Annotated in this window: 21 protein-coding genes and 1 tRNA gene; 9 read left to right on the top strand and 13 right to left on the bottom strand. The window is 57.4% G+C overall.

The window, feature by feature from the left end:
* Positions 1 to 129: 129 nt before the first annotated feature.
* The gene (locus GS636_RS02400) at positions 130 to 1,044 is read right to left on the bottom strand and encodes an MBL fold metallo-hydrolase (RefSeq protein ID WP_171668304.1); all 915 of its coding nucleotides are present in this window, start codon (positions 1,042 to 1,044) and stop codon (positions 130 to 132) included.
* 44 nt (positions 1,045 to 1,088) lie between these two features.
* Here GS636_RS02400 and GS636_RS02395 point away from each other — a divergent pair, with 44 nt between their 5' ends.
* Positions 1,089 to 2,408 (top strand): ATP-binding protein, encoded by a 1,320-nt coding sequence (locus tag GS636_RS02395; protein WP_171090275.1) that lies wholly within the window; start codon positions 1,089 to 1,091, stop codon positions 2,406 to 2,408.
* A 98-nt stretch (positions 2,409 to 2,506) separates the two neighbouring features.
* The gene (locus GS636_RS02390) at positions 2,507 to 3,043 is read left to right on the top strand and encodes a hypothetical protein (RefSeq protein ID WP_171090273.1); all 537 of its coding nucleotides are present in this window, start codon (positions 2,507 to 2,509) and stop codon (positions 3,041 to 3,043) included.
* Between the two features lie 147 nt (positions 3,044 to 3,190).
* On the opposite strand, the gene GS636_RS02385 is transcribed toward GS636_RS02390, so the two are convergent.
* Positions 3,191 to 3,267, bottom strand: a tRNA-Ile gene (locus GS636_RS02385).
* 107 nt (positions 3,268 to 3,374) lie between these two features.
* Here GS636_RS02385 and purM point away from each other — a divergent pair.
* From purM to rnd, 3 genes are all read left to right on the top strand, one after another.
* Entirely contained in the window at positions 3,375 to 4,421 is a 1,047-nt protein-coding gene (gene purM, locus GS636_RS02380; RefSeq protein WP_171668303.1) for a phosphoribosylformylglycinamidine cyclo-ligase, read from the top strand.
* Entirely contained in the window at positions 4,418 to 5,014 is a 597-nt protein-coding gene (gene purN, locus GS636_RS02375) for a phosphoribosylglycinamide formyltransferase (RefSeq protein ID WP_171668302.1), read from the top strand. Before purM ends, purN begins: the two co-directional genes overlap by 4 nt.
* Before the next feature lie 113 nt (positions 5,015 to 5,127).
* Positions 5,128 to 6,285, top strand: coding sequence for a ribonuclease D (gene rnd, locus GS636_RS02370; protein ID WP_171668301.1), 1,158 nt, complete (start codon positions 5,128 to 5,130; stop codon positions 6,283 to 6,285).
* A gap of 6 nt (positions 6,286 to 6,291) precedes the next feature.
* Here rnd and GS636_RS02365 read toward each other — a convergent pair whose 3' ends face one another.
* Positions 6,292 to 6,822, bottom strand: coding sequence for a hypothetical protein (locus GS636_RS02365; RefSeq protein WP_171183367.1), 531 nt, complete (start codon positions 6,820 to 6,822; stop codon positions 6,292 to 6,294).
* A gap of 139 nt (positions 6,823 to 6,961) precedes the next feature.
* On the opposite strand from GS636_RS02365, the gene GS636_RS02360 reads away from it, so the two are divergent.
* Positions 6,962 to 7,372 carry a SufE family protein gene (locus GS636_RS02360; protein WP_171183366.1) on the top strand — a complete coding sequence of 137 codons (411 nt, stop codon included), beginning with the start codon at positions 6,962 to 6,964 and terminating at the stop codon, positions 7,370 to 7,372.
* Between the two features lie 2 nt (positions 7,373 to 7,374).
* On the opposite strand, the gene GS636_RS02355 is transcribed toward GS636_RS02360, so the two are convergent.
* Together GS636_RS02355 and GS636_RS02350 are read right to left on the bottom strand one after the other, a co-directional pair.
* Positions 7,375 to 8,034, bottom strand: coding sequence for a DUF1638 domain-containing protein (locus GS636_RS02355; RefSeq protein ID WP_171668300.1), 660 nt, complete (start codon positions 8,032 to 8,034; stop codon positions 7,375 to 7,377).
* A 239-nt stretch (positions 8,035 to 8,273) separates the two neighbouring features.
* A complete protein-coding gene (locus GS636_RS02350; RefSeq protein ID WP_171090262.1) occupies positions 8,274 to 8,972 on the bottom strand; it encodes a B12-binding domain-containing protein in 699 nt (232 codons plus the stop codon).
* Between the two features lie 281 nt (positions 8,973 to 9,253).
* On the opposite strand from GS636_RS02350, the gene GS636_RS02345 reads away from it, so the two are divergent.
* Positions 9,254 to 10,312 carry a PA0069 family radical SAM protein gene (locus tag GS636_RS02345; protein ID WP_371808436.1) on the top strand — a complete coding sequence of 353 codons (1,059 nt, stop codon included), beginning with the start codon at positions 9,254 to 9,256 and terminating at the stop codon, positions 10,310 to 10,312.
* Positions 10,313 to 10,443: 131 nt separating this feature from the next.
* Here GS636_RS02345 and gltA read toward each other — a convergent pair whose 3' ends face one another.
* Both gltA and gltX read right to left on the bottom strand, forming a co-directional pair.
* The gene (gltA, locus tag GS636_RS02340) at positions 10,444 to 11,739 is read right to left on the bottom strand and encodes a citrate synthase (protein WP_171090260.1); all 1,296 of its coding nucleotides are present in this window, start codon (positions 11,737 to 11,739) and stop codon (positions 10,444 to 10,446) included.
* Between the two features lie 122 nt (positions 11,740 to 11,861).
* A complete protein-coding gene (gltX, locus tag GS636_RS02335; protein ID WP_171668299.1) occupies positions 11,862 to 13,262 on the bottom strand; it encodes a glutamate--tRNA ligase in 1,401 nt (466 codons plus the stop codon).
* A gap of 78 nt (positions 13,263 to 13,340) precedes the next feature.
* Between gltX and GS636_RS22845 the strand changes: the two genes are divergently transcribed.
* Positions 13,341 to 13,565 (top strand): hypothetical protein, encoded by a 225-nt coding sequence (locus tag GS636_RS22845; RefSeq protein WP_371808683.1) that lies wholly within the window; start codon positions 13,341 to 13,343, stop codon positions 13,563 to 13,565.
* A gap of 38 nt (positions 13,566 to 13,603) precedes the next feature.
* Positions 13,604 to 15,388: a ComEC/Rec2 family competence protein gene (locus GS636_RS02330; protein ID WP_371808682.1), complete on the top strand. Its 1,785-nt coding sequence runs from the start codon at positions 13,604 to 13,606 to the stop codon at positions 15,386 to 15,388.
* On the opposite strand, the gene lexA is transcribed toward GS636_RS02330, so the two are convergent.
* From lexA to GS636_RS02300, 6 genes are all read right to left on the bottom strand, one after another.
* The gene (gene lexA / locus GS636_RS02325; protein ID WP_171173811.1) at positions 15,382 to 16,080 is read right to left on the bottom strand and encodes a transcriptional repressor LexA; all 699 of its coding nucleotides are present in this window, start codon (positions 16,078 to 16,080) and stop codon (positions 15,382 to 15,384) included. The genes GS636_RS02330 and lexA overlap by 7 nt on opposite strands.
* Before the next feature lie 78 nt (positions 16,081 to 16,158).
* Positions 16,159 to 17,331: a gephyrin-like molybdotransferase Glp gene (glp, locus tag GS636_RS02320; RefSeq protein ID WP_171668298.1), complete on the bottom strand. Its 1,173-nt coding sequence runs from the start codon at positions 17,329 to 17,331 to the stop codon at positions 16,159 to 16,161.
* Positions 17,328 to 17,801 carry a cyclic pyranopterin monophosphate synthase MoaC gene (gene moaC / locus GS636_RS02315; RefSeq protein ID WP_171090250.1) on the bottom strand — a complete coding sequence of 158 codons (474 nt, stop codon included), beginning with the start codon at positions 17,799 to 17,801 and terminating at the stop codon, positions 17,328 to 17,330. The genes glp and moaC overlap by 4 nt, the downstream gene beginning before the upstream one ends.
* A complete protein-coding gene (gene trpC, locus GS636_RS02310; protein WP_171668297.1) occupies positions 17,801 to 18,613 on the bottom strand; it encodes an indole-3-glycerol phosphate synthase TrpC in 813 nt (270 codons plus the stop codon). Before trpC ends, moaC begins: the two co-directional genes overlap by 1 nt.
* On the bottom strand, positions 18,610 to 19,629 hold the full coding sequence (gene trpD, locus GS636_RS02305; protein ID WP_171668296.1) for an anthranilate phosphoribosyltransferase: 1,020 nt from the start codon (positions 19,627 to 19,629) through the stop codon (positions 18,610 to 18,612). The genes trpC and trpD overlap by 4 nt, the downstream gene beginning before the upstream one ends.
* Positions 19,626 to 20,207: an aminodeoxychorismate/anthranilate synthase component II gene (locus tag GS636_RS02300; RefSeq protein WP_171090244.1), complete on the bottom strand. Its 582-nt coding sequence runs from the start codon at positions 20,205 to 20,207 to the stop codon at positions 19,626 to 19,628. The genes trpD and GS636_RS02300 overlap by 4 nt, the downstream gene beginning before the upstream one ends.
* Positions 20,208 to 20,266: the final 59 nt, after the last annotated feature.

The following is a 20,266-nucleotide window of genomic DNA, read 5'->3' as shown; positions in this document are numbered from 1 at the left end:
ACCTACGACCAATTGATTAACAGTCAACTGCTCTACCGCTGAGCTACGCCGGAACTGAGGCGCGTATAGCAACCCGGATTTCCGGCGTCCAGAGGGGAAGCGCGCCAAGCGCAAAAATTTTTCTACGTTTCAGCCGACGCGATGAAACTTGGCTGTTACAGACATTTCTCCACGTGGGAGAACTTTGTTTTTTCCAAGCAGATCAACAAGGTGCGCAAAGACGTTCCGCTCGGCAGCAGGCAACAGGGCAGCGGGTGTGTCGGTATAGATGCGCTCGGCCAGTTGTCGGGCTGTGCCGTCTGCCTGTTCCAACGCGGACAGAATCTGAGCCTCGCGGGTTAGCCGATGCTGGATCAACCAGTCCAGACGCTCGGCGGGGTTTGTAATTGGTGCCCCGTGCCCTGCGTGGAATACCGACCAGCTCCGGGCACGCAGGCGGCGGCAGGCCGCCATGAAATCCGTCAAATCTCCGTCCGGGGGTGAGACTAACGAACTGGCCCAACCCATCACGTGGTCTGCCGTGAAACAGGTGTTCTGCCAGCCCAGAGCGATGTGATTTCCCAGATGGCCGGGGGTGTGAATGACCTCCAACTGCCAACCGTCACCAGCAATGACCTCACCGTCTTCGACTTCCACATCCGGGCGAAACGCCGAGTCGATACCTTCGCCACCTCCGGTCATACCTTGCGCGACCAAATCGGTCATGACGTCGCTTCGTCCCGCCTCTGGCCCGCCAAAGGCATAGATCGGAGCGCCTGACCTTTGTGATAGGGGCGCAGCAAGGGGGGAATGATCCAGATGCGTGTGCGTCACGAAAATATGGCTTATCTTTTGCCCCGGCTTCAAAGCATCGAGAATCGCGTTCAGATGCGCCTCGTTTTCAGGGCCGGGGTCGATCACAGCGATGTCTCGATCCCCAAGAAAATAAGTGTTGGTACCACGGTAAGTCATGGGCGACGGATTCGGGGCCAGAATGCGCCGCAGCCCCGGTTGCAGATCGACCGCAATACCTGCGGTTGGATTGAAATCGTCAGGTGCCTGCATTCTGCGCTCTTCCTCTTATCCGGGCGGCCCGCTAGGTTTAGCCCATGTCTTCGCAATGGCTCAAACCCTATCTGCCTCGCAGCCTTTACGCCCGCGCCGCCTTGATTCTGGTTTTGCCGGTGATCGTGTTGCTGCTTGTGGTGGGCATTGCGTTTATTCAGAAACACCTGGAAGACGTCACCGGGCAGATGACAAGCGCCGCCTCGCGCGAAGTGACCCTGATCACCACGATGATCGCAGATGCTGAAACCCAGCAAGAGGCTGTGGCCGCGATGCGCCCCGATTTGCAAGCCCTTGAAATGCAGGCGCGTTTTCTGGGCGTGAACGAAGAACCGATGATAGGGGCGCGGCGTTGGTATGATTTCATTGCACCGCAAGTTCAGGCTGACCTTCAGGCGAATTTGCCCGATCTGGTTGCCGTTGCTCTGCCAACCAGCCGCGAGGCGCGGGTCTATATGCAAACGCACCTTGGCGTGTTGCAACTGACCTTTGATCGGCGCAGGTTGTCACCGGTTGCGCCGCACCAGTTGATCGTGACGATGGTGTTTTTCGCGGTGATCATGACCACGATTTCCTTTCTTTACATGCGCAACCAATTGCGGCCGATCACGCGATTGGCCGATGCTGCGCAGGCGTTTGGTCGGGGGCGGGTCGTGCCGTACACCCCCGGTGGTGCAATCGAAGTACGCGCGGCCGGGAATGCGTTCCTGGACATGCGCGCCCGGATCGAACGTCAGATCGAACAACGAACCTTGATGCTTTCTGGTGTCAGCCATGACCTGCGCACGCCGCTGACCCGTCTGAAGCTCGGACTGTCCATGCTGCCCGAGGATGAGGCCGCACCTTTGCAGCAGGACGTGACAGAAATGCAGTCTTTGCTGGACGCTTTTCTGGATTTCACACGTGGCGCTGCGGAAGGGTCCCCCGAGGAGGTGCAGCCCGACGTGTTTATTCGCCAGATCGTCGAGGATGCTAAGCGCGCCGGGCATCAGGCCGATTTAATTGGGGTTGAGGGGCAGGGGACAGTTATGTTGCGCCCCATGGCCATTCGCAGGGCCGTTGAGAACCTGATCGGAAATGCGGTGCGTTATGGATCACGCGCTGACGTCAGCTTGACGCTGAATCCCAAGTCTATGCGTATCCGTGTCGAAGATGATGGTCCCGGTATTCCAGTCGAGGAACGTACCGAAGCGGTCAAGCCTTTCACCCGACTTGACCCGGCGCGCAATCAGAACAAAGGCAGCGGCGTAGGGCTGGGATTGGCGATCGTGGCGGATATTGCCCGTGCTCATGGTGGAACCTTGCGGCTGGCAAAAAGCGAGCGTTTGGGCGGGCTTTGTGCGGATATAATAATCGGTCGGTAGCCAAAATTCTCTTGCTAATTAAATGCATGCAATTTTGTGATTTTGTATAAGCATGTCATTCTAACCCCAGTTTTCAAACGACGTGGGGTTCAGAGAAAATGATTAAAGCAGCTCTTAGCAATATTGAGAAAGTCGTTGTTACTGTCACTTCATTGTTTGCGCTTGTTCCGATCACGCAATTCGCACGGGAAGCCGAAGATCGAAAATTCGAACGCATGGCAAGCTTCATTGCGCTTGGTGATACCTGCAGCAATTGGATGCAGGAAGAAGTGATTCAGGGGATGGCGTTTGAGCTGAAGCACTTTGTCCAGGAAGACGCAGACGAGTTCGCACCTATTCCGGTTCAGGTCCGAGCAAATCAGGTGATCTATTGTTCTTACGTTCTGGATTACTTCCAAGCCGAGTTCGCAAAAGTCTATGGCCCGCCAGATCCGGATCAGGAGTATTACGAACCAACTGCGGATGAATACTTGGCCATGCTGTATGACGCCTCACATTGGTCCGTTCCGATCGATTTTAAAGACTACCTTGTGACCGTCAGAAACCTGCCAAATTCTGCTGGGACACATACGTTCTACGAAACACAAAGCCCTTGGTGGCTGGCTGACAGCGTAGAAGAGTTTCTGGAGTATTAATTCTACCGGTCTAAAGAGCTTTGGCATGTTCTACGTTTTGTATCGCAGTACAAACAGGTCAGACATTTCGACTTCGCTGGGTTCGGCACGCCAATTGGCCCAATGGCGAAACGTTTATCTTTTTTGTCAAAGCGTTAGGCGGTTATTTGGTAGGCCCGGCAGGACTTGAACCCGCAACCAAAGCGTTATGAGCGCTCTGCTCTAACCAATTGAGCTACAGGCCCGCCACGGCGTCTTGCCTATCACGGTGAACGCCCGCGTCAAGCCTGACCGTTGCAACATGTTGCACAATCGACTAACCCGCCCGCAAAGCATTCATGAGGGACCGACCATGACAGCGGGTAAGAACGGAATCACCTATGCCGATGCAGGCGTGGATATTGACGCGGGCAACGCTCTGGTCGATCGGATCAAGCCCGCCGCCAAGCGGACCAACCGCCCCGGCGTGATGAGCGGGTTGGGTGGCTTTGGTGCGTTGTTCGATCTGAAGGCCGCCGGGTATCAGGACCCGATTCTGGTGGGCGCAACAGATGGCGTGGGCACCAAACTTCGGATTGCGATTGATACCGGTGTTGTGGATGGGGTCGGCATCGATCTGGTGGCCATGTGCGTCAATGACCTGATCTGTCAGGGGGCCGAGCCTCTGTTCTTCCTGGATTATTTTGCGACTGGCAAGCTGGACACTGACACGGCAGCGCGGATCATCGAAGGCATTGCCGAGGGGTGCGCGCAATCCGGTTGTGCGCTGATCGGGGGCGAGACGGCTGAGATGCCGGGCATGTATCCCGATGGTGACTTTGATCTGGCCGGGTTCTCGGTTGGTGCGATGGAACGTGGTGCGGATTTGCCCGCGGGTGTTCAGTCGGGTGACGTGCTGCTGGGTCTGGCCTCGAACGGTGTGCATTCCAATGGCTATTCTCTTGTGCGCAAACTGGTCGAACTGTCAGGGCTGGGCTGGGACGCGCCGTCGCCTTTCGGTGAAGGATCGTTGGGTGAGGCCCTGCTGACGCCCACGCGCCTGTATGTCAAACCAGCTTTGGCTGCGGTCCGCGCCGGTGGCGTTCACGCGCTGGCCCATATCACAGGCGGTGGTCTGACCGAAAACTTGCCGCGGGTGTTGCCCGAGGGGTTGGGGGCCGAGATCCATCTGGACAGCTGGCAATTGCCACCCGTCTTCAGCTGGATGGCGGAAACCGGTGGCATCGTCGAAGCCGAAATGCTCAAGACCTTCAACTGCGGCATCGGCCTGATTGTGGTGTGCCAGGCAGACAAGGCGGATGAGTTGTCGACCTTGCTGTCCGACGCCGGTGAAGCAGTTGCGCGGATCGGCACCGTGACCAAGACGCCCGGCGTTGCCTATTCGGGCAAATTGCTGTGAGCCACAAGCGCGTCGCGATTCTGATTTCCGGCGGTGGGTCGAACATGGTGTCGCTGGTCGACAGTATGACCGGTGATCATCCGGCGCGGCCTTGTTTGGTGCTGTCCAACGATGCACAGGCAGGCGGGCTGAAAAAAGCTGCGGACCGTGGCATTCCGATCGCAGTGGTTGATCACCGCCCGTTCAAGGGGGACCGCGCCGCGTTTGAGGCCGAGCTTTTGAAGCCCTTGCAAGAGGCACAGCCGGACATTGTATGCTTGGCAGGTTTCATGCGCGTGCTGACGGGGGATTTTGTGTCCAGGTTTCAGGGGCGGATGCTGAACATCCACCCCTCTTTGCTGCCGAAATACAAAGGTTTACACACCCATGCCCGCGCCATTGAGGCGGGTGACTCCGAACATGGCTGCTCGGTTCATGAAGTAACAGCAGCGCTGGATGATGGCCCGATTTTGGGGCAGGCACGGGTGCCTGTCGAGCGGGGCGATACCCCGGATTTACTTGCTGCGCGAGTGCTGGTTCAGGAGCATGTGCTCTACCCCGAAGTGTTGCGCCGTTACGCTGAAGGCAACAGGTCGCCCGTCCTGTTGCCCTGAACCCGCTCTGGGTGATTTACACCTGCCCGATAATCGGCCTATGGTCGACGGTAACGCTCGGGACGTAGAAAAACGGGCAGTCACAAAAACCAAGAGCGATACTAGTACGGCGCATGAAAACCCTGACGACGACGCAAGAGCTGGCCGACTTCTGTAAGGCCGCTGCAGGCTATCCTTATATCACTGTCGACACCGAATTCCTGCGCGAGCGGACGTATTACTCCAAACTCTGCCTCGTGCAATTGGCGGTCCCTTCCGAAGACGAAGACAGCGCGGTTCTGGTGGATCCGCTTGCTGATGATTTGTCGCTGGAACCGCTTTATGAGCTGTTTCGCAATGAAGACGTGGTCAAGGTCTTCCATGCTGCCCGTCAGGATCTGGAGATCTTCTGGGTCGAGGCCGGGGTGTTTCCTAACCCTCTGTTTGACACACAAGTCGCGGCAATGGTTTGCGGCTTTGGTGAACAGGTGGGTTACGAGACATTAGTGCGCAAGATCTGCAAGCAGGGAGTCGACAAGACTTCTCGGTTCACGGACTGGTCTCGGCGTCCGTTGACAGACGCGCAGAAAACCTATGCGTTGGCTGATGTCACCCATCTTCGCAAGATTTACGAACACCTGGCAGCTGAACTTGAAAAGACCATGCGCAGCCATTGGGTAGGGGAAGAACTGCGCACGCTGACGCAGCCTGCCACCTATGACATTCGCCCGGAAGAGGCCTGGAAACGGGTCAAGACGCGGACAAATTCGGCCAAGTTTCTGGCTGTGGTGCGGGAACTGGCCCAGTTTCGCGAAGCTTACGCGCAGGAAAACAACGTTCCTCGGAACCGGGTTTTCAAGGACGATGCGCTGATTGAACTGGCGTCAACCAAACCCAAAACGCCCTCGGATCTGGGTGGATCGCGGCTGTTGCTGCGCGAGGCACGAAAGGGCGCGATTGCCGAAGGTATTTTGGCCGCTGTAAAACGTGGGGTGAATTGCCCTGCAGATAAGCTGCCTAAGGTCGACACGTCGCGGGACAAGCTGAAGGTCAATCCGGCATTGGCCGACTTGCTGCGCGTTCTTCTAAAATCCAAAACAGAAAGTTCCGGCGTAGCTGCCAAACTGATCGCCACAAGCTCTGAACTGGATCAGATCGCCGCCGGTGAACGCGACTTGCCCGCCATGGCAGGCTGGCGGTTTGAAGTCTTTGGTGAAGACGCGCTGAAACTTTGTGAAGGCAAGATCGCGCTGGCCGCCAAGGGGCAGGCGGTCAAGGTGGTCTCGCTTTAGCGGCGCTTAGCGTCGCCGCGATTCCAACGCGTTCTGCTGCCCGACCACGCGAACCAGTCGAATACCTTCAAGATCCTGACGGCTGACGTTGACTGCGTCCGACACCATGCGGGTACGTTCGGACCCTTGCAGTGTTTGTGCGCTGGGATAGTTCACCAGGAACTCAAATTCCATTGTGCCGTTCTTCTCGTTTTCTTCCGAGTTCACACGAACCAGGCGCGCATTGTAGGCACCCTGACGGACGGCCGTTCCCGTAGCATAAATGATCGCTCCGGTGGGAGTGGCATCGATGCGCAGTTCGTCTATCTGACCGATCCGAATGCTGGAGTCCGCGATATTCGGGCGCGAAAACAGGCCCGTGCCTTGTCTTTGCTGAGGCACCAAAGCATCAGCTGCGTTAGGGTCCGGCGGTGTTTCAGTTTTAACCGATCTGCTGGAGCCAAACCAATTCGACGGGTTCACCCGAGAATCACGCCAGCCGCTGCATGCAGTCAGGGTCAGCGTGGCGATGATAAGAACGGACAGAGATTTTTGCATAGACCCACAGCTTTTCACACGAATTCAAGCAATGGGTTAGCGCAATTTCCTCGCCTTGAAAAGCCACTGCGGGGCTGGACAGCAGGTGGTCGTCGGCATAGGTCACTGGTGGTATCGCAACCAAAAGGATCGCCGCGCCATGGCCACGCCCGCCTTTGAGGACATTGTCGAAGATTTCGAGTTTCTGGAGGACTGGGAAGACCGGTATCGCCATGTCATCGAACAAGGCAAAGCGATGGATCCGCTGGATGACGCGTTCAAAGTTCCTGCCACCAAAGTAAATGGGTGTGCCAGTCAGGTTTGGCTGCATCCCATGATCGAAGGGGGCGTGTTCAAATTTGACGGCGACAGCGACGCACTGATCGTGCGGGGGCTGATTGCCGTCCTGCGGTCTTTGTACAATGGATTGCCCGTGGCGGAAGTGCCCAAGGTCGATGCCGGGGCTGAACTGGCGCGTTTGGGATTGAATGATCATCTGTCGGCACAGCGATCAAACGGCCTGCGCGCCATGATCGAACGTATCCGTCAGGTCGCGCAGGAAAACGCTTAAGGTCAAGCCGGACGGTTTGCCCAATCTGTCAAAGTGGCTTCCAGATCGCCATAGCCGGTGAAACGGCGTTCGAACTCTAATCCCATACGGTCCGCACATTCACGGGCGCGCGCGGTCAGGTCCGGGTTATCGATCTGGGCCTGATAGATCAGCTTTGTGTAGTTGCCAAAATACATGTCACGCAGCTCTGGGTGACGATCCAGCCCCAAAGGCTTCCAGACAAAAGCGTCGAACTGCCGGGCCAAAAAGTCCGTCAGATAGAAGGCCGTAGTCTCGTCCTCGCCGCGCGCCTCAAAGGCTTGGTTGCCTTCGAAGAACGAGTAACAATGGGGACCTTTCACCATTTCGACCCCAAGTTTTTCGCAGGCTTGTTGTAAAAGGCCGCCGGTTCCACAGTCAGCGTAGACCACATAGATTTTGTCGAATTTGTCCCGGTGTTTGGCCACAGCATCTTCTACGGCCTGTGTGATCCGTTCCGGGTGAACATGCAGAATCGCGGGCAGACACGTTAATTCCATATGGTCCCAGTGATTACGTGTTTTGATATCCAGAATCTCTCGGGCCAAAGCCCCGCACGCGATCAGAAGAATACGGCCCGACTCGGCGCTGGAATAACCTTTGGTTGTCAGACTGGCATCATCGGGCAGGGCGTCTTTTTGCATGGTATGGCGTCCTTTGAATCTGCCCCTAGAAGAGGATGAATATCAACAATGAGCAAGTCTTGTTCCGACCTCTGAAGGCAGGCTGCCGACGTCCTCAGTTTGCTTTTGTAGCCTGAGGTTTGTGCCGACGGCTTCTTGAGAAACGTCGCTTCCTAGTGTTCCAGATTTTCATGTCATTGGTTTGAAACGAAAAAGGGCTGCCCTGTTCGGGCAGCCCTTTGAGTGAAATTTCAGTCGGTTTAGCCAGCCAATTGGTTGTGCTTGCGGCCTACAAAGTCCTTCGCAGTTTCCACAGCAACAGCCGCGTCACGGCAGTAAGCGTCTGCGCCGATGGCTTTGCCAAACTCTTCGTTCAGCGGGGCACCGCCAACCAGAACGATATAGTCGTCACGCACACCTTGTTCGACCAGGGTGTCGATGACCACTTTCATGTAAGGCATTGTGGTGGTCAGCAGGGCGGACATGCCCAGAATGTCGGGCTGCTCGGTTTCCAGTGCTTCCAGGTAGTTTTCGACCGGGTTGTTGATACCGATATCGACAACTTCAAACCCAGCGCCTTCCATCATCATCGACACAAGGTTCTTGCCGATGTCGTGGATGTCGCCCTTAACGGTGCCGATCACCATCTTGCCCACGCGTGGTGCGCCGGTTTCGGCCAGCAGCGGCTTCAGGATCGCCATACCGCCCTTCATGGCGTTGGCGGCCAGCAGAACTTCGGGCACAAACAGGATGCCGTCGCGGAAGTCATGGCCCACAATGGTCATGCCACCGACCAGAGCTTTGGTCAGAATGTCATAGGGGGTCCATCCACGCTCCAGCAGGATGTTGGTTCCTTCTTCGATCTCTTCTTTCAGACCATCGTAGAGATCGTCGAACATCTGCTCGACAAGTTCGTCGTCGTTCAGTTCGGACAGGATGATGTCTTCTTCGTCGGACATGGGGTATTCCCTGTGCTGGGCGGGCCATCGGCCCGTGGTGGCATTTTTTCCGTTTTGGCCAAAACGTCGCATTCTGACTGTGACGATTGCGACGTCGGTCGTTTCGGGACCGACCTATATGTCAAAAAAACGCGCGGCTCGAATGAAAAATCTGCATGATTATCGTGCACTCCGCTTGATCGATCCTATTTGGACTGACGCAGGGATGACTTGCGCAGGGCTTGTGTCGGCCGTATGTTCCGATGAGAACATAACGCGAACAAATTGCTGAAGTGAATGCTGTGCCCACCGTAAAAGCCAGAGGAACACGTACAAACACCGCCGGACGGTTCGAGCGCTTCGCCACCGTCGTTGTCGATGACGGATGGGACAGTGACGAAACCTTACCGCTGCTGCGCACCGAAACACGGGATGAGGTAGCGCGTAGTGCGATTACGTATAATCGGTCTCCGGATTTGCCGTTTGACCGTTCCATCAATCCGTATCGGGGGTGCGAACATGGCTGTGTCTATTGTTTTGCCCGGCCCAGTCATGCCTATCTGGGTCTGTCTGCCGGGCTGGATTTCGAAACCCGCCTGACGGCGCGTCCCAACATGAGCTGTGTTCTGCGCAAAGAATTGTCGTCCAAGTCTTATAAGGTCGCGCCGCTGGCTATAGGAACAAACACGGACCCGTATCAGCCGATCGAGAAAGATCGCCTGATTACAAGGTCCTGCCTTAAGGTGTTGCACGAGTTCAACCATCCGGTTGCAATTGTCACCAAGGGCGCTCTGATCGAGCGGGATCTGGACATTCTGACTGAAATGGCCAGCCGTGGATTGGTGCGCGTCGGGATCTCGCTGACCACTTTGGATCCCGCTTTGTCGCGTCGGATGGAACCTCGTGCACCGTCACCGCAGCGGCGTCTGCGCATGATCCGCACACTGACCGAGGCCGGGGTTCCGGTGCGTGTGATGACATCTCCGATTGTGCCCGGGCTGACGGATCATGAACTTGAGAACCTGCTTGAGGCGGGGCAGGCGGCCGGAGCAGATGCCGCCAGTTGGATCATGCTGCGATTGCCACGCGAGGTGTCGCAGTTGTGGCAGGATTGGTTGGCCGAACACCAACCGGCACGGGCAGAAAAAGTGATGTCCAAGCTGCGCGACATGCACGGTGGGCGGGACTATGACCCGCGTTGGGGGCACAGAATGCGGGGCGAGGGCGAATACGCCGGGATTATTGCCCAAAGGTTTTCGACAGCCTGCAAACGGTTGGGGCTTTCTGTTAAATCTGCGCCCCTTCGCTGCGATCTGTTTGCTATTCCACCGCAACCGGGTGACCAAATGAGCTTGTTCTGAAGCCCAAATAGCACATCTGGTTTGGCCGAAGGTTTTTGTTGCGAAAGCAACGGGTTGTGCAGGTGCGTAGTGCTCGATGAAAAAGGCCCCGTTAAAACGGGGCCTTAAAAACGTCTGGGAAGTTTGATGTATCAGCGGTTTTCGATATCCACGTAATCCCGAAGCGTTTCGCCCAGATACAACTGGCGCGGACGCCCGATCTTGTTCTGAGGATCGGCAATCATCTCTTTCCACTGGCTGACCCAGCCCACGGTGCGCGACAGGGCAAAGATCGGCGTGAACATGGACGTCGGGAAGCCCATCGCTTCGAGGATGATGCCCGAATAGAAGTCCACGTTCGGGAACAGTTTCTTCTCGGCGAAATACGGATCTTCCAGCGCTTCGCGCTCCAGTTCCTTTGCAACCTGCAGTTTCGGGTTGTTTTCAACGCCCAACAGATCCAGCACTTCGTCGGCCGATTGCTTCATCACTTTGGCGCGCGGGTCAAAGTTCTTATAGACACGGTGACCAAAGCCCATCAGGCGGAACGGATCGTTCTTGTCTTTGGCGCGCGCGATGTATTCGGGGATACGATCCACAGTGCCGATCTCTTCCAGCATCTCTAGGCATGCCTGGTTCGCACCGCCGTGCGCCGGACCCCAAAGGCAAGCGATACCTGCGGCAATACAGGCGAACGGGTTCGCGCCAGAAGACGAAGCCAGACGCACGGTCGAGGTCGAAGCGTTCTGCTCGTGATCGGCGTGTAGGGTAAAGATACGGTCCATCGCGCGGCTGAGGATCGGGTTCACCTCATATTCTTCGGCGGGAACGCTGAAACACATGCGCAGGAAGTTGGACGCATAGTCCAGATCGTTGCGCGGATACACGAAGGGCTGACCGGTGTGATACTTATAGGCCCAGGCCGCAATCGTCGGCATCTTGGCGATCAGGCGATGCGATGCGATTTCACGTTGCTGCGGGTCCGAAATGTCGGTCGAGTCGTGATAGAAGGCTGACATTGCACCGACAACACCGACCATGATGGCCATCGGGTGCGCGTCGCGGCGGAAACCGCGATAGAAATACTGCATCTGCTCGTGCAGCATGGTGTGACGGGTGATCGTTGTTTCGAACTTCTCCAGATCTTTTGCCGCTGGCAATTCTCCGTAGAGCAGCAAATAGCAAACCTCGAGGAAGTGCGATTTCTCGGCTAGTTGGTCGATCGGATAGCCCCGGTGTAGCAGCTCGCCTTTTTCGCCGTCGATATAGGTGATGGTGCTGTCGCAGCTGGCGGTCGATGTAAAGCCCGGGTCATAGGTGAAGACCCCAGCCTGTCCGTAAAGCTTACGAATATCGACAACATCAGGCCCGGCGGTAGGGGAATGAACTGGCAACTCGTATTCTTTGCCGTGAACAGTCAGAGTGGCTGTTTTGTTGCTGTCAGTCATAGTTGTCCCTTCTTCATTCATGCGCACGCCGGACAGACCGCCAGCGATACGGGCAACGACTGCGCGCGGACGCGCAATCCGGGTGTTAGCGGAGCAGCGTTACCCGTTTATGAAGATTGGGTTTATTTCGCTGCCTCAGAAAGCCGCGCCAGGGTTTCATCCCGCCCCAGCACCAGCATCATGTCAAAAACCGAAGGTGTGACGGCCCGACCTGCCAGCGCAGCCCGTAGCGGACCTGCCAGCTTGCCGAACTTGAGCTCCTTTGACTCGGCAAAGGAATTCAGGGCCTCCTCCAGCTCGTTCCGTGACCAGCTAACATTTTGCAGCTGCGGCGTCAATTCCGACAGTATACCATCGGATACAGATGCCAGCGCCTTTGCTGCCTTTTCATCCGGGACAATTGGGCGCTGGGTCAGCGCAAAATGCGCTTTTTCAAGGAGTTCCGGGAAAGTACGCGCCCGATCCTTGAGGCAATACATCGCACGTTCCAGATCACCAGATTGTGTCGGAGTGAGAGCAGGAAGGTCTGCTGCCGCAAGGTAATCCTCAATTTCTTGCCGCAACGCAGCATCGTCTGAGATTGCAATATGCTGCCCGCAGAGGTTTTCCAGCTTTTTAAGATCGAAACGGGCCGGGCTTTTGCCGATTCCGTCCAGATCGAACCACTCTTTTGCCTGCGCATCCGTGAAGAATTCGTCATCACCGTGACTCCAGCCCAAACGCGCCAGGTAATTGCGCATTCCAGCCGCGGGATAGCCCATGGCCTGATATTCCTGCGCGCCCAGTGCGCCATGACGTTTCGACAATTTCTTGCCGTCGGGTCCGTGAATCAGAGGGATATGTGCCCAGACCGGAACGTCCCAGCCCATTGCCTCATAGATCATCATCTGACGCGCGGCGTTGTTCAGGTGATCGTCGCCGCGAATAACGTGGGTGACGCCCATGTCGTGATCGTCGACCACCACCGCCAGCATGTAGACGGGTGTGCCGTCCGAACGCAGCAGGATCATATCGTCCAGCTGATCATTGCGGATGGTGACATCGCCTTGAACCTGATCGCGGATCACGGTCGCACCGTCTTGTGGCGCTTTGATGCGAATGACAAATGGCGCATCGGGATGTGTTGCCGGATTAGCGTCGCGCCACGGGCTGCGGAACAAGGTCGATTTCCCTTCGGCCCGTGCTTGTTCACGGAAGGCAGCAATTTCTTCCTGGGTCGAGAAGCATTTGTACGCCTTGCTTTCGGCCAGCAGTTGATGCGCAACCTCGGCGTGGCGGGCCGCCCCTTCGAACTGGCTGATTACGTCGCCGTCATGGTCCAGACCCAGCCATGCCATACCCTGCAGGATTGCGGCAGTCGCCTCAGAGGTCGAGCGTTCACGGTCGGTGTCTTCAATTCGCAACAGAAATTTGCCGCCACGACCCCGAGCATAGAGCCAATTGAACAGCGCGGTGCGTGCGCCACCGATGTGCAGAAAACCGGTGGGTGAAGGGGCAAAACGGGTGACGACCTGGTCGGACATGATGGGGATTAACCTTTTGGTAACCGTATCTGGCATAGTTTGACGCCTGTCTAACGAGCCCGAAGGACGGGGGCAACCATGCGTGTTCTTGCACGGGTCGAGGCCGCGCTGCTGTGCCAAACGGGGTATCTGTTCCCGTGGACGCCGGTCTTGCTTGCGACCGGGATCGGTCTGTATTTCGGCATTCGGGCTGAGCCTGAATTGCGGGACTATGCTGGTCTGGCCGGCCTTTGCGTGGTTCTCATCACTGTGCGCCGCTGGCTTGCGCCGGGGGTGGGTTCGTTGGCCATCGGGGGGGGCTGATCGCTGCTGGTTTCTGCCTGGCAGGTGCTCGCGCCCATATGGTGGCAGAGCCGGTTCTGTCATGGCGATATTATGGCCCGATCGAGGGGAGGGTCGTCGCCATGGACCGGTCTGCCTCGGATGCGTTGCGGTTGACGCTTGATCAGGTACGCATAGGGGACGTATCGCAAGAGCGAAGGCCGCAGCGCGTCCGTCTTTCCGTTCATGCCTCAACCGGACCTATTGCACCAGGGCAGAGGATTATGACGACGGCGCATCTGTCTCCGCCACAGGGGCCGGTGGAACCCGGTGGGTTCGATTTTCGCCGCCATGCCTGGTTCCAGAGTTTAGGCGCGGTGGGGTACACACGCGTCCCTGTTCTGACCATCGCACCAGCCTCGGCCGGGATCGAGGGCGTTCGGGTAACCGCCATCCGCATGGCCATATCGAGGCGCGTGAAAGAGATACTGCCTGGCGAAATCGGTGGCTTTGCTGCAGCAGTCACAACCGGTGATCGCAGTGGTATGGGGCAAGATACGCTATCGTCTCTGCGCGCTTCGAACCTAGCGCATCTGCTGGCGATCTCGGGGCTGCATATGGGGTTGTTGACGGGCTTTGTGTTTGTGGCCTGTCGCGTTGGTTTGTCGCTGTTTCCGCCGCTTGCACTGCGGTTGCCTGTTCGAAAGGTGGCTGCGGTATGTGCGCTGGCTGCGGCGACTATCTATCTGATGCTCTCTGGTGGTAACGTTGCAACCGAGCGCGCGTTTGTCATGGTTACGGTCATGTTGGGCGCGGTGCTGATTGACCGCCGGGTGATTTCGCTGCGCGCCGTGGCGGTTGCGGCGGTGATCGTTCTGCTTCTCAGGCCGGAATCGCTCCTGAGCCCAGGGTTCCAGATGTCATTTGCGGCCACGACTGCTTTGGTCGCCGTGTTCGGGGCGCTGCGCGAAGTCGGCCCCAAGCCCGGACCAAAATGGCTTAAACCGGTGGTTGGCGTGCTCATGTCTTCGGCCATTGCCGGTCTTGCGACGGCTCCGATTGGGGCAGCGCATTTCAATACCATGTCGCACTATGGCCTTTTGGCGAACCTGCTTTCTGTTCCGGTCATGGGTTTGTTTGTCGTCCCAGCGGCTGTGGTTGCTGCGCTATTGGCGCCTCTGGGGCTTGAGGCGATACCCCTGACGGTAATGGGCTGGGCGTTGCAGTGGATTTTGACAGTGTCGCATTGGGTTTCGCAGATGGATGGCGCACAAGGCTTTGTGGTCAGCCCGCCGTGGTACGTCCTGCCTCTCATTGCCTTGGGTGCCTTGTGGATTGCCTTGTGGCAGGGACACGCGCGGTGGGTCGGGATGGGCCCGCTTGCGGCTGCTTTTTTGCTTTGGACTGCGGGACAGCGTCCCGACGCCCTGATTGCTGAAACCGGAGGGTTGGTGGGCGTGATGACCGAACAAGGCCGCGCGCTTAGCAAAAGCAAAGGCAGCGGGTTTGTTGCAACCGTTTGGCTTGAGAATGACGGGGATGGTGTCGATCAGTCACAGGCTGCGCTCAGGTGGCCCGAGGCGAACACGATCCAGCGCTACCTGTTGAAAGATCGGGAGATTATCCACCTGACCGGCAAAAGGGCTGCAAACGGGTTTGACGAATGCAAGGCAAACCAGATCATCGTCTCTGCCGTGGCTCTGAATTTGAAAGGGCCGTGCGGGATTTTTGACCCCGATCGCTTGTACGAAACCGGCAGCCTGTCTGTTCTGGACGGAAAGCTGATATCAAGTGCCGCGCTGACAGGGCAAAGGCTTTGGTCCCCGAACGCGCCCGGGGACCTTCGGTCCAAGCGGGATCAGTAGGTCCGGATCAGGCCCACAAGGCGACCTTGCACCTTTACCTTTTCTTCGGGCAGGACACGCGTCTCGTAGACCGGATTGGCAGCTTCAAGCGCGATGGCGTTGCCCCGGCGGAAATAACGCTTCAATGTCGCTTCCTGATCCTCGACCAAGGCAACCACAATGTCGCCATTATCTGCTGTCGACGTTTCCCGGATCACCACCACATCACCGTCGTTGATTCCCGCGTCGATCATCGAATCTCCACGAACTTCCAACGCATAATGTTCGCCCTTGCCGGAGACCATGGGGCCGGGGACAGCAACATGGTGCGAGACATGGCTGATGGCCTCAATGGGAACACCAGCCGCAATCCGACCCATGACCGGCAGTTCCAGCGCGTCGACTGACACGGGTTCCACATTCGCAGGGCGGCGGCCTTCCGGTTTGTCACCTTCGATAACCCGCGGCGTAAACCCGGCTGTGGGTTCGCCACCTAGGCTTTCGGGAAGTTTCACGATCTCAATCGCGCGGGCGCGATGGGCAAGGCGGCGGATAAACCCGCGTTCTTCCAGCGCGGTAATCAACCTGTGGATGCCGGATTTCGACCGCAGATCAAGCGCGGCCTTCATTTCGTCGAAACTGGGCGGAACACCGTCCGCCTGCACGCGTTTGTGGATGAATTCCAGCAAATCCAATTGCTTCTTGGTCAGCATAGCTCACACCTCGTCGCTCATGCGTTTTCTTTTGTTCTACGCATGTTCACGTTTTGTGTCAACGGATTTGAGAACATCTCAGATCGGCAGGTACTGAACCGTTTCCCCGATTTCACGGGCTGGATCGTGCGGTTGTCGGACCAAAAGCGCATTGGCCTGCGCCAGAACGCTGAGAAGCGAGCTGTCCTGATCGGCGCAGGCCGCAATGCCCGTGTCGCTTAGCACCGCGCGCATGTAATGCTCTCGCGGCCCGTTTTCCGGCAAGGGTTCCGTAAGTTGCGCTGTAAGGAAAGGCGGCACCACGTGGTCCAGGCCCAGCATCCGGCGTACCATCGGCGCCAGAAACAGATAACCGCACACCATGGCGCTGACCGGGTTACCGGGCAACCCAACCATAGCTGTTTCACCGATACGTCCGGCCATCAGTGGTTTTCCGGGGCGCATTCGGATCTTGTAGAATGACCGTTCCATGCCCAATCCCTGAGAGACATCCGAGACAAGGTCATAATCGCCAACCGACGCGCCGCCGATTGTGACGACAAGATCGGCCCCTTGTGCCAGGCCAAATGCAGTTTCAAGCGAGGAAACGGTGTCGTGCGCAATGGGCAGAACGCGCACCTTTGCTCCCAATCCCTCAAGCAGAGCCTGCAACCCGAATGTGTTCGAGGCGATGATTTGATCTGGGCCCGGCTCTTCTCCGGGCATCACCAGTTCGTCGCCGGTGGAGATCAGGGCAATCACCGGTTTGCGCGCAACCGTGACGCGTGGGGTGTTCATTGCAGCCATCAGGGCCACATCCTCGGGCCGGATCAAACGGGGTGCTGAAATGGAGGTACCGATTTCAAAATCCACGCCAGCAGGGCGGATATTGGTTTTGGAACCGGGTTCGTCGGTAATCGTGATCAGGTCGCCACGTCGGTCGGTATCTTCCTGAATGACCACAAAATCCGCGCCCTCGGGCACTGGCGCACCGGTGAAAATGCGCACCGCTTGACCGGGACCGACCTGGCCCTCAAACCGATGGCCGGCCGCGGATTCGCCGACCACCTTGAACATAGCGTGCAGCTCAACTTCGGCGGCCTTCACTGCATACCCATCCATCGACGATGCCGCGAAGGGAGGTTGGTTCCGCCCCGCTACAACATCCTGCGCCAATACACGCCCGGCGGACTGTGCCAGAGGAACCTCTTCCGAAGGTAAAACCCCCACCAAATCGAACAGCAGGGCGCGCGCCTCTTCGACTGTGATCATTTCGCCTCGTAACGCCCTGATTTACCACCATCTTTCAAGAGAACGCGGATTCCGCCAATCTCCATCGCCTTATCGACGGCCTTTGTCATGTCATACACTGTCAAAGCCGCAGTTGAGACTGCGGTCAGGGCTTCCATCTCAACGCCGGTCTGTCCCGAGGTCTTGACCGTGGCCTCGATCTGAACACCCGGTAGATCAGGATCAAGCGTCAGTTCAACTGCGACTTTGGTGACTGGAAGAGGATGACACAACGGGATCAGATCAGGTGTCTTCTTGGCCCCCATGATGCCCGCCAGACGGGCGATGCCCAGAACGTCGCCCTTTTTCGCGCGGCCTTCAGAAATGATTTCAAAGGTTTCCGCTGCCATCTTGATATGACCGGCAGCGACAGCGACACGGTCGGTCACGTCCTTGTCCGACACATCAACCATATGCGCCTGACCTTGAGCGTCAAAATGAGTCAGCGGCATCACATCACTCCGGGGATCAGAGGGTTGGATAGGATATGACGCGTGGCGGCCTCAACATCGTCCTGACGCATCAGGCTTTCGCCGATCAGGAAGCAACGGGCACCGTAGCGGGCGATCTCCCTCAGGTCGTCTTGTGTTCCAAGGCCACTTTCACAAACGATGGTGCGGTCTGCCGGCACCAGCTTGGACAGGTGCCGCGTGGTGTCCAAAGTGGTCTCGAAGGTCTTGAGATTGCGGTTGTTGATGCCGATCAACGGGCTTTTCAGCTGTGCTGCGCGTTCCAGTTCCGTTTCGTCATGCACTTCGATCAGAACATCCATACCCCAATCGAAAGCAGTTTGTTCCAGTTCCGCCGCCTGATCATCGCTGACGGATGCCATGATGATCAGAATGCAATCTGCGCCAAGCGCGCGGGCTTCGACCACCTGATAGGGGTCGTACATGAAATCCTTGCGCAAAGCGGGCAGGGAAGTCGCCTCGCGGGCCTGCGTCAGATATTCCTTTGCACCCTGAAAGCTTGGGGTGTCGGTCAGCACGGACAAACACGCAGCACCACCATCCTCATAGGCTTTGGCCAGTACAGGCGGGTCGAAATCCGGACGGATCAGACCCTTGGACGGGCTGGCTTTCTTGACCTCGGCAATCAGGCCATAGCCTTGCCGCGAGGCGGACTGCAAAGCTTCGGCAAAGCCACGGGTTTCCGATGCAGCCCGTGCCTCACTTTCCAGTGTTTCCAAAGACTTCTGCGCTTTGTCGGCCGCGACCTCTTCTAGTTTGTAGGCTTTGATTTTGTCCAGTACGGTCTCGGTCATTCGGCTTCCTGTGTCTTGCGTGCCAGAGCGGCGATTTTTTCTTTGGCTTTGCCGCTGTCGATGCTCTCGGCGGCCATGGCGACACCTTCGCGCAGGTCGTTCGCGGCTTCGGCGACAACCAAAGCGGCGGCCGAGTTCAGCAGTACAGCGTCACGATACGCGGATGGGGCTCCGTCCAGCAGGGCGCGGAAAGCGACAGCGTTTTCTTCCGGTGTGCCGCCGATGATGTCTTCGAATGGATGCACGGGCAGACCCGCATCTTCGGGGTGCAGCTCGACCTCTTTGATCGTGTCATCTTCCAAAGCGGCGACCCAGCTGATGCCGGTGATCGTGAGTTCGTCCGTCCCGTCCGAGCCATGCACCAGCCACGCGCGGTCTGATCCAAGCAAGCCAAGCGTTTCGGCCATTGGCCGGATCAGGTCACGACTGAACGCGCCGGTCAATTGCCGTTTGACACCAGCAGGGTTCGTCAGAGGGCCAAGAATGTTAAAGATCGTGCGTGTGCCCAACTCCTGGCGAGATGGCATGACATGAGCAATGGCCGGATGATGCATCGGGGCCATCATGAACCCAATTCCAACCTCTTTCAAAGCATTTTCAACGACTTGGGGTCCAACCATGACGTTGATCCCCATTTGGCCAAGGGCATCAGCAGCTCCTGATTTCGAGCTGAGGTTCCGGTTGCCATGCTTGGCAACGGTGACACCGGCGCCCGCAACCACAAAAGCCGTCGCGGTCGAGATGTTCAGCGTCCCTTTGCCGTCGCCGCCTGTGCCCACGATGTCTATCGCGCCTGCCGGGGCGGTTACAGCGTTGCATTTTGCCCGCATCACAGCGGCGGCAGCGGCGTATTCATCGACGGTTTCACCGCGTGTGCGCATGGCCATCAAAAGCCCACCGATCTGGCTGGGCGTGGCTTCGCCATCAAACAGGATGGCAAAGGCTTTTTCAGCTTCGTCACGAGTCAAAGGGCGATCGGCGGCGGCTCCGATCAGCGGTTTCAGCGCGTCGCTCATGCGGGGACTTTCAGTTCTTGCAGGAAGTTCTTGAGCAGGGCGTGGCCGTGCTCGGAGGCAATGGATTCCGGGTGGAACTGGACGCCATGAATGGGCAGTTCCTTGTGTTGCAACCCCATTATGGTGCCGTCTTCCAATTCAGCCGTGATCTCAAGACAGTCTGGCAGGGTTTCGCGTTCCACGATCAATGAATGGTACCGCGTTGCCTCAAACGGAGAAGGCAGCCCCGCAAACAGACCCTTGCCTGTGTGATTCATCGTTCCCATTTTACCATGAACAATCTCGTGGCATCGGATGACCTTACCGCCAAAAACCTGACCGATGGTCTGGTGTCCAAGGCAAACCCCCAGCAAAGGTGTTTTGGTTTCTGCGGCGGCTTCAGTCAGCGCAAGGCAAATGCCAGCCTGATCCGGGTCGCAGGGGCCGGGGCTTAGCAGGATACCGGCGGGGTTCATGGCCATCGCTTCCTGCACATCCAGCGCATCATTTCGGCGAATGACCATTTCGGCACCAAGTTCGCCTAAATAATGTACCAAATTGTAGGTAAACGAGTCGTAGTTGTCGATCAGCAGCAGCATATGGGCACTTATCTTCGCTTGGGCATTTCAGGCTGGCGATGCAGCCCCGGGCCACGGTA

This window comes from Ruegeria sp. HKCCD4884 (assembly GCF_013110855.1).
GTDB lineage: Bacteria > Pseudomonadota > Alphaproteobacteria > Rhodobacterales > Rhodobacteraceae > Ruegeria.
Note: the sequence above shows the minus strand (reverse complement) of the source record. Positions and strands in the feature narration are given on the sequence as shown.

What these genes read in the sequence shown, in the direction of transcription:
- trpC (WP_171668297.1), bottom strand. Translation starts at nt 18,613, where the DNA reads ATGACCGAGACCGTACTGGACAAAATCAAAGCCTACAAACTAGAAGAG.
- GS636_RS02360 (WP_171183366.1), top strand. Translation starts at nt 6,962, where the DNA reads ATGGCCACGCCCGCCTTTGAGGACATTGTCGAAGATTTCGAGTTTCTG.
- GS636_RS02395 (WP_171090275.1), top strand. Translation starts at nt 1,089, where the DNA reads ATGTCTTCGCAATGGCTCAAACCCTATCTGCCTCGCAGCCTTTACGCC.
- GS636_RS02365 (WP_171183367.1), bottom strand. Translation starts at nt 6,822, where the DNA reads ATGCAAAAATCTCTGTCCGTTCTTATCATCGCCACGCTGACCCTGACT.
- lexA (WP_171173811.1), bottom strand. Translation starts at nt 16,080, where the DNA reads ATGCTGACCAAGAAGCAATTGGATTTGCTGGAATTCATCCACAAACGC.
- GS636_RS02355 (WP_171668300.1), bottom strand. Translation starts at nt 8,034, where the DNA reads ATGCAAAAAGACGCCCTGCCCGATGATGCCAGTCTGACAACCAAAGGT.
- GS636_RS02400 (WP_171668304.1), bottom strand. Translation starts at nt 1,044, where the DNA reads ATGCAGGCACCTGACGATTTCAATCCAACCGCAGGTATTGCGGTCGAT.
- gltX (WP_171668299.1), bottom strand. Translation starts at nt 13,262, where the DNA reads ATGTCCGACCAGGTCGTCACCCGTTTTGCCCCTTCACCCACCGGTTTT.
- GS636_RS02390 (WP_171090273.1), top strand. Translation starts at nt 2,507, where the DNA reads ATGATTAAAGCAGCTCTTAGCAATATTGAGAAAGTCGTTGTTACTGTC.
- GS636_RS02350 (WP_171090262.1), bottom strand. Translation starts at nt 8,972, where the DNA reads ATGTCCGACGAAGAAGACATCATCCTGTCCGAACTGAACGACGACGAA.
- GS636_RS02300 (WP_171090244.1), bottom strand. Translation starts at nt 20,207, where the DNA reads ATGCTGCTGCTGATCGACAACTACGACTCGTTTACCTACAATTTGGTA.
- rnd (WP_171668301.1), top strand. Translation starts at nt 5,128, where the DNA reads ATGAAAACCCTGACGACGACGCAAGAGCTGGCCGACTTCTGTAAGGCC.
- GS636_RS02330 (WP_371808682.1), top strand. Translation starts at nt 13,604, where the DNA reads ATGGTGGCAGAGCCGGTTCTGTCATGGCGATATTATGGCCCGATCGAG.
- purM (WP_171668303.1), top strand. Translation starts at nt 3,375, where the DNA reads ATGACAGCGGGTAAGAACGGAATCACCTATGCCGATGCAGGCGTGGAT.
- moaC (WP_171090250.1), bottom strand. Translation starts at nt 17,801, where the DNA reads ATGCCGCTGACTCATTTTGACGCTCAAGGTCAGGCGCATATGGTTGAT.
- gltA (WP_171090260.1), bottom strand. Translation starts at nt 11,739, where the DNA reads ATGACTGACAGCAACAAAACAGCCACTCTGACTGTTCACGGCAAAGAA.
- GS636_RS22845 (WP_371808683.1), top strand. Translation starts at nt 13,341, where the DNA reads ATGCGTGTTCTTGCACGGGTCGAGGCCGCGCTGCTGTGCCAAACGGGG.
- trpD (WP_171668296.1), bottom strand. Translation starts at nt 19,629, where the DNA reads ATGAGCGACGCGCTGAAACCGCTGATCGGAGCCGCCGCCGATCGCCCT.
- glp (WP_171668298.1), bottom strand. Translation starts at nt 17,331, where the DNA reads ATGATCACAGTCGAAGAGGCGCGCGCCCTGCTGTTCGATTTGGTGGGG.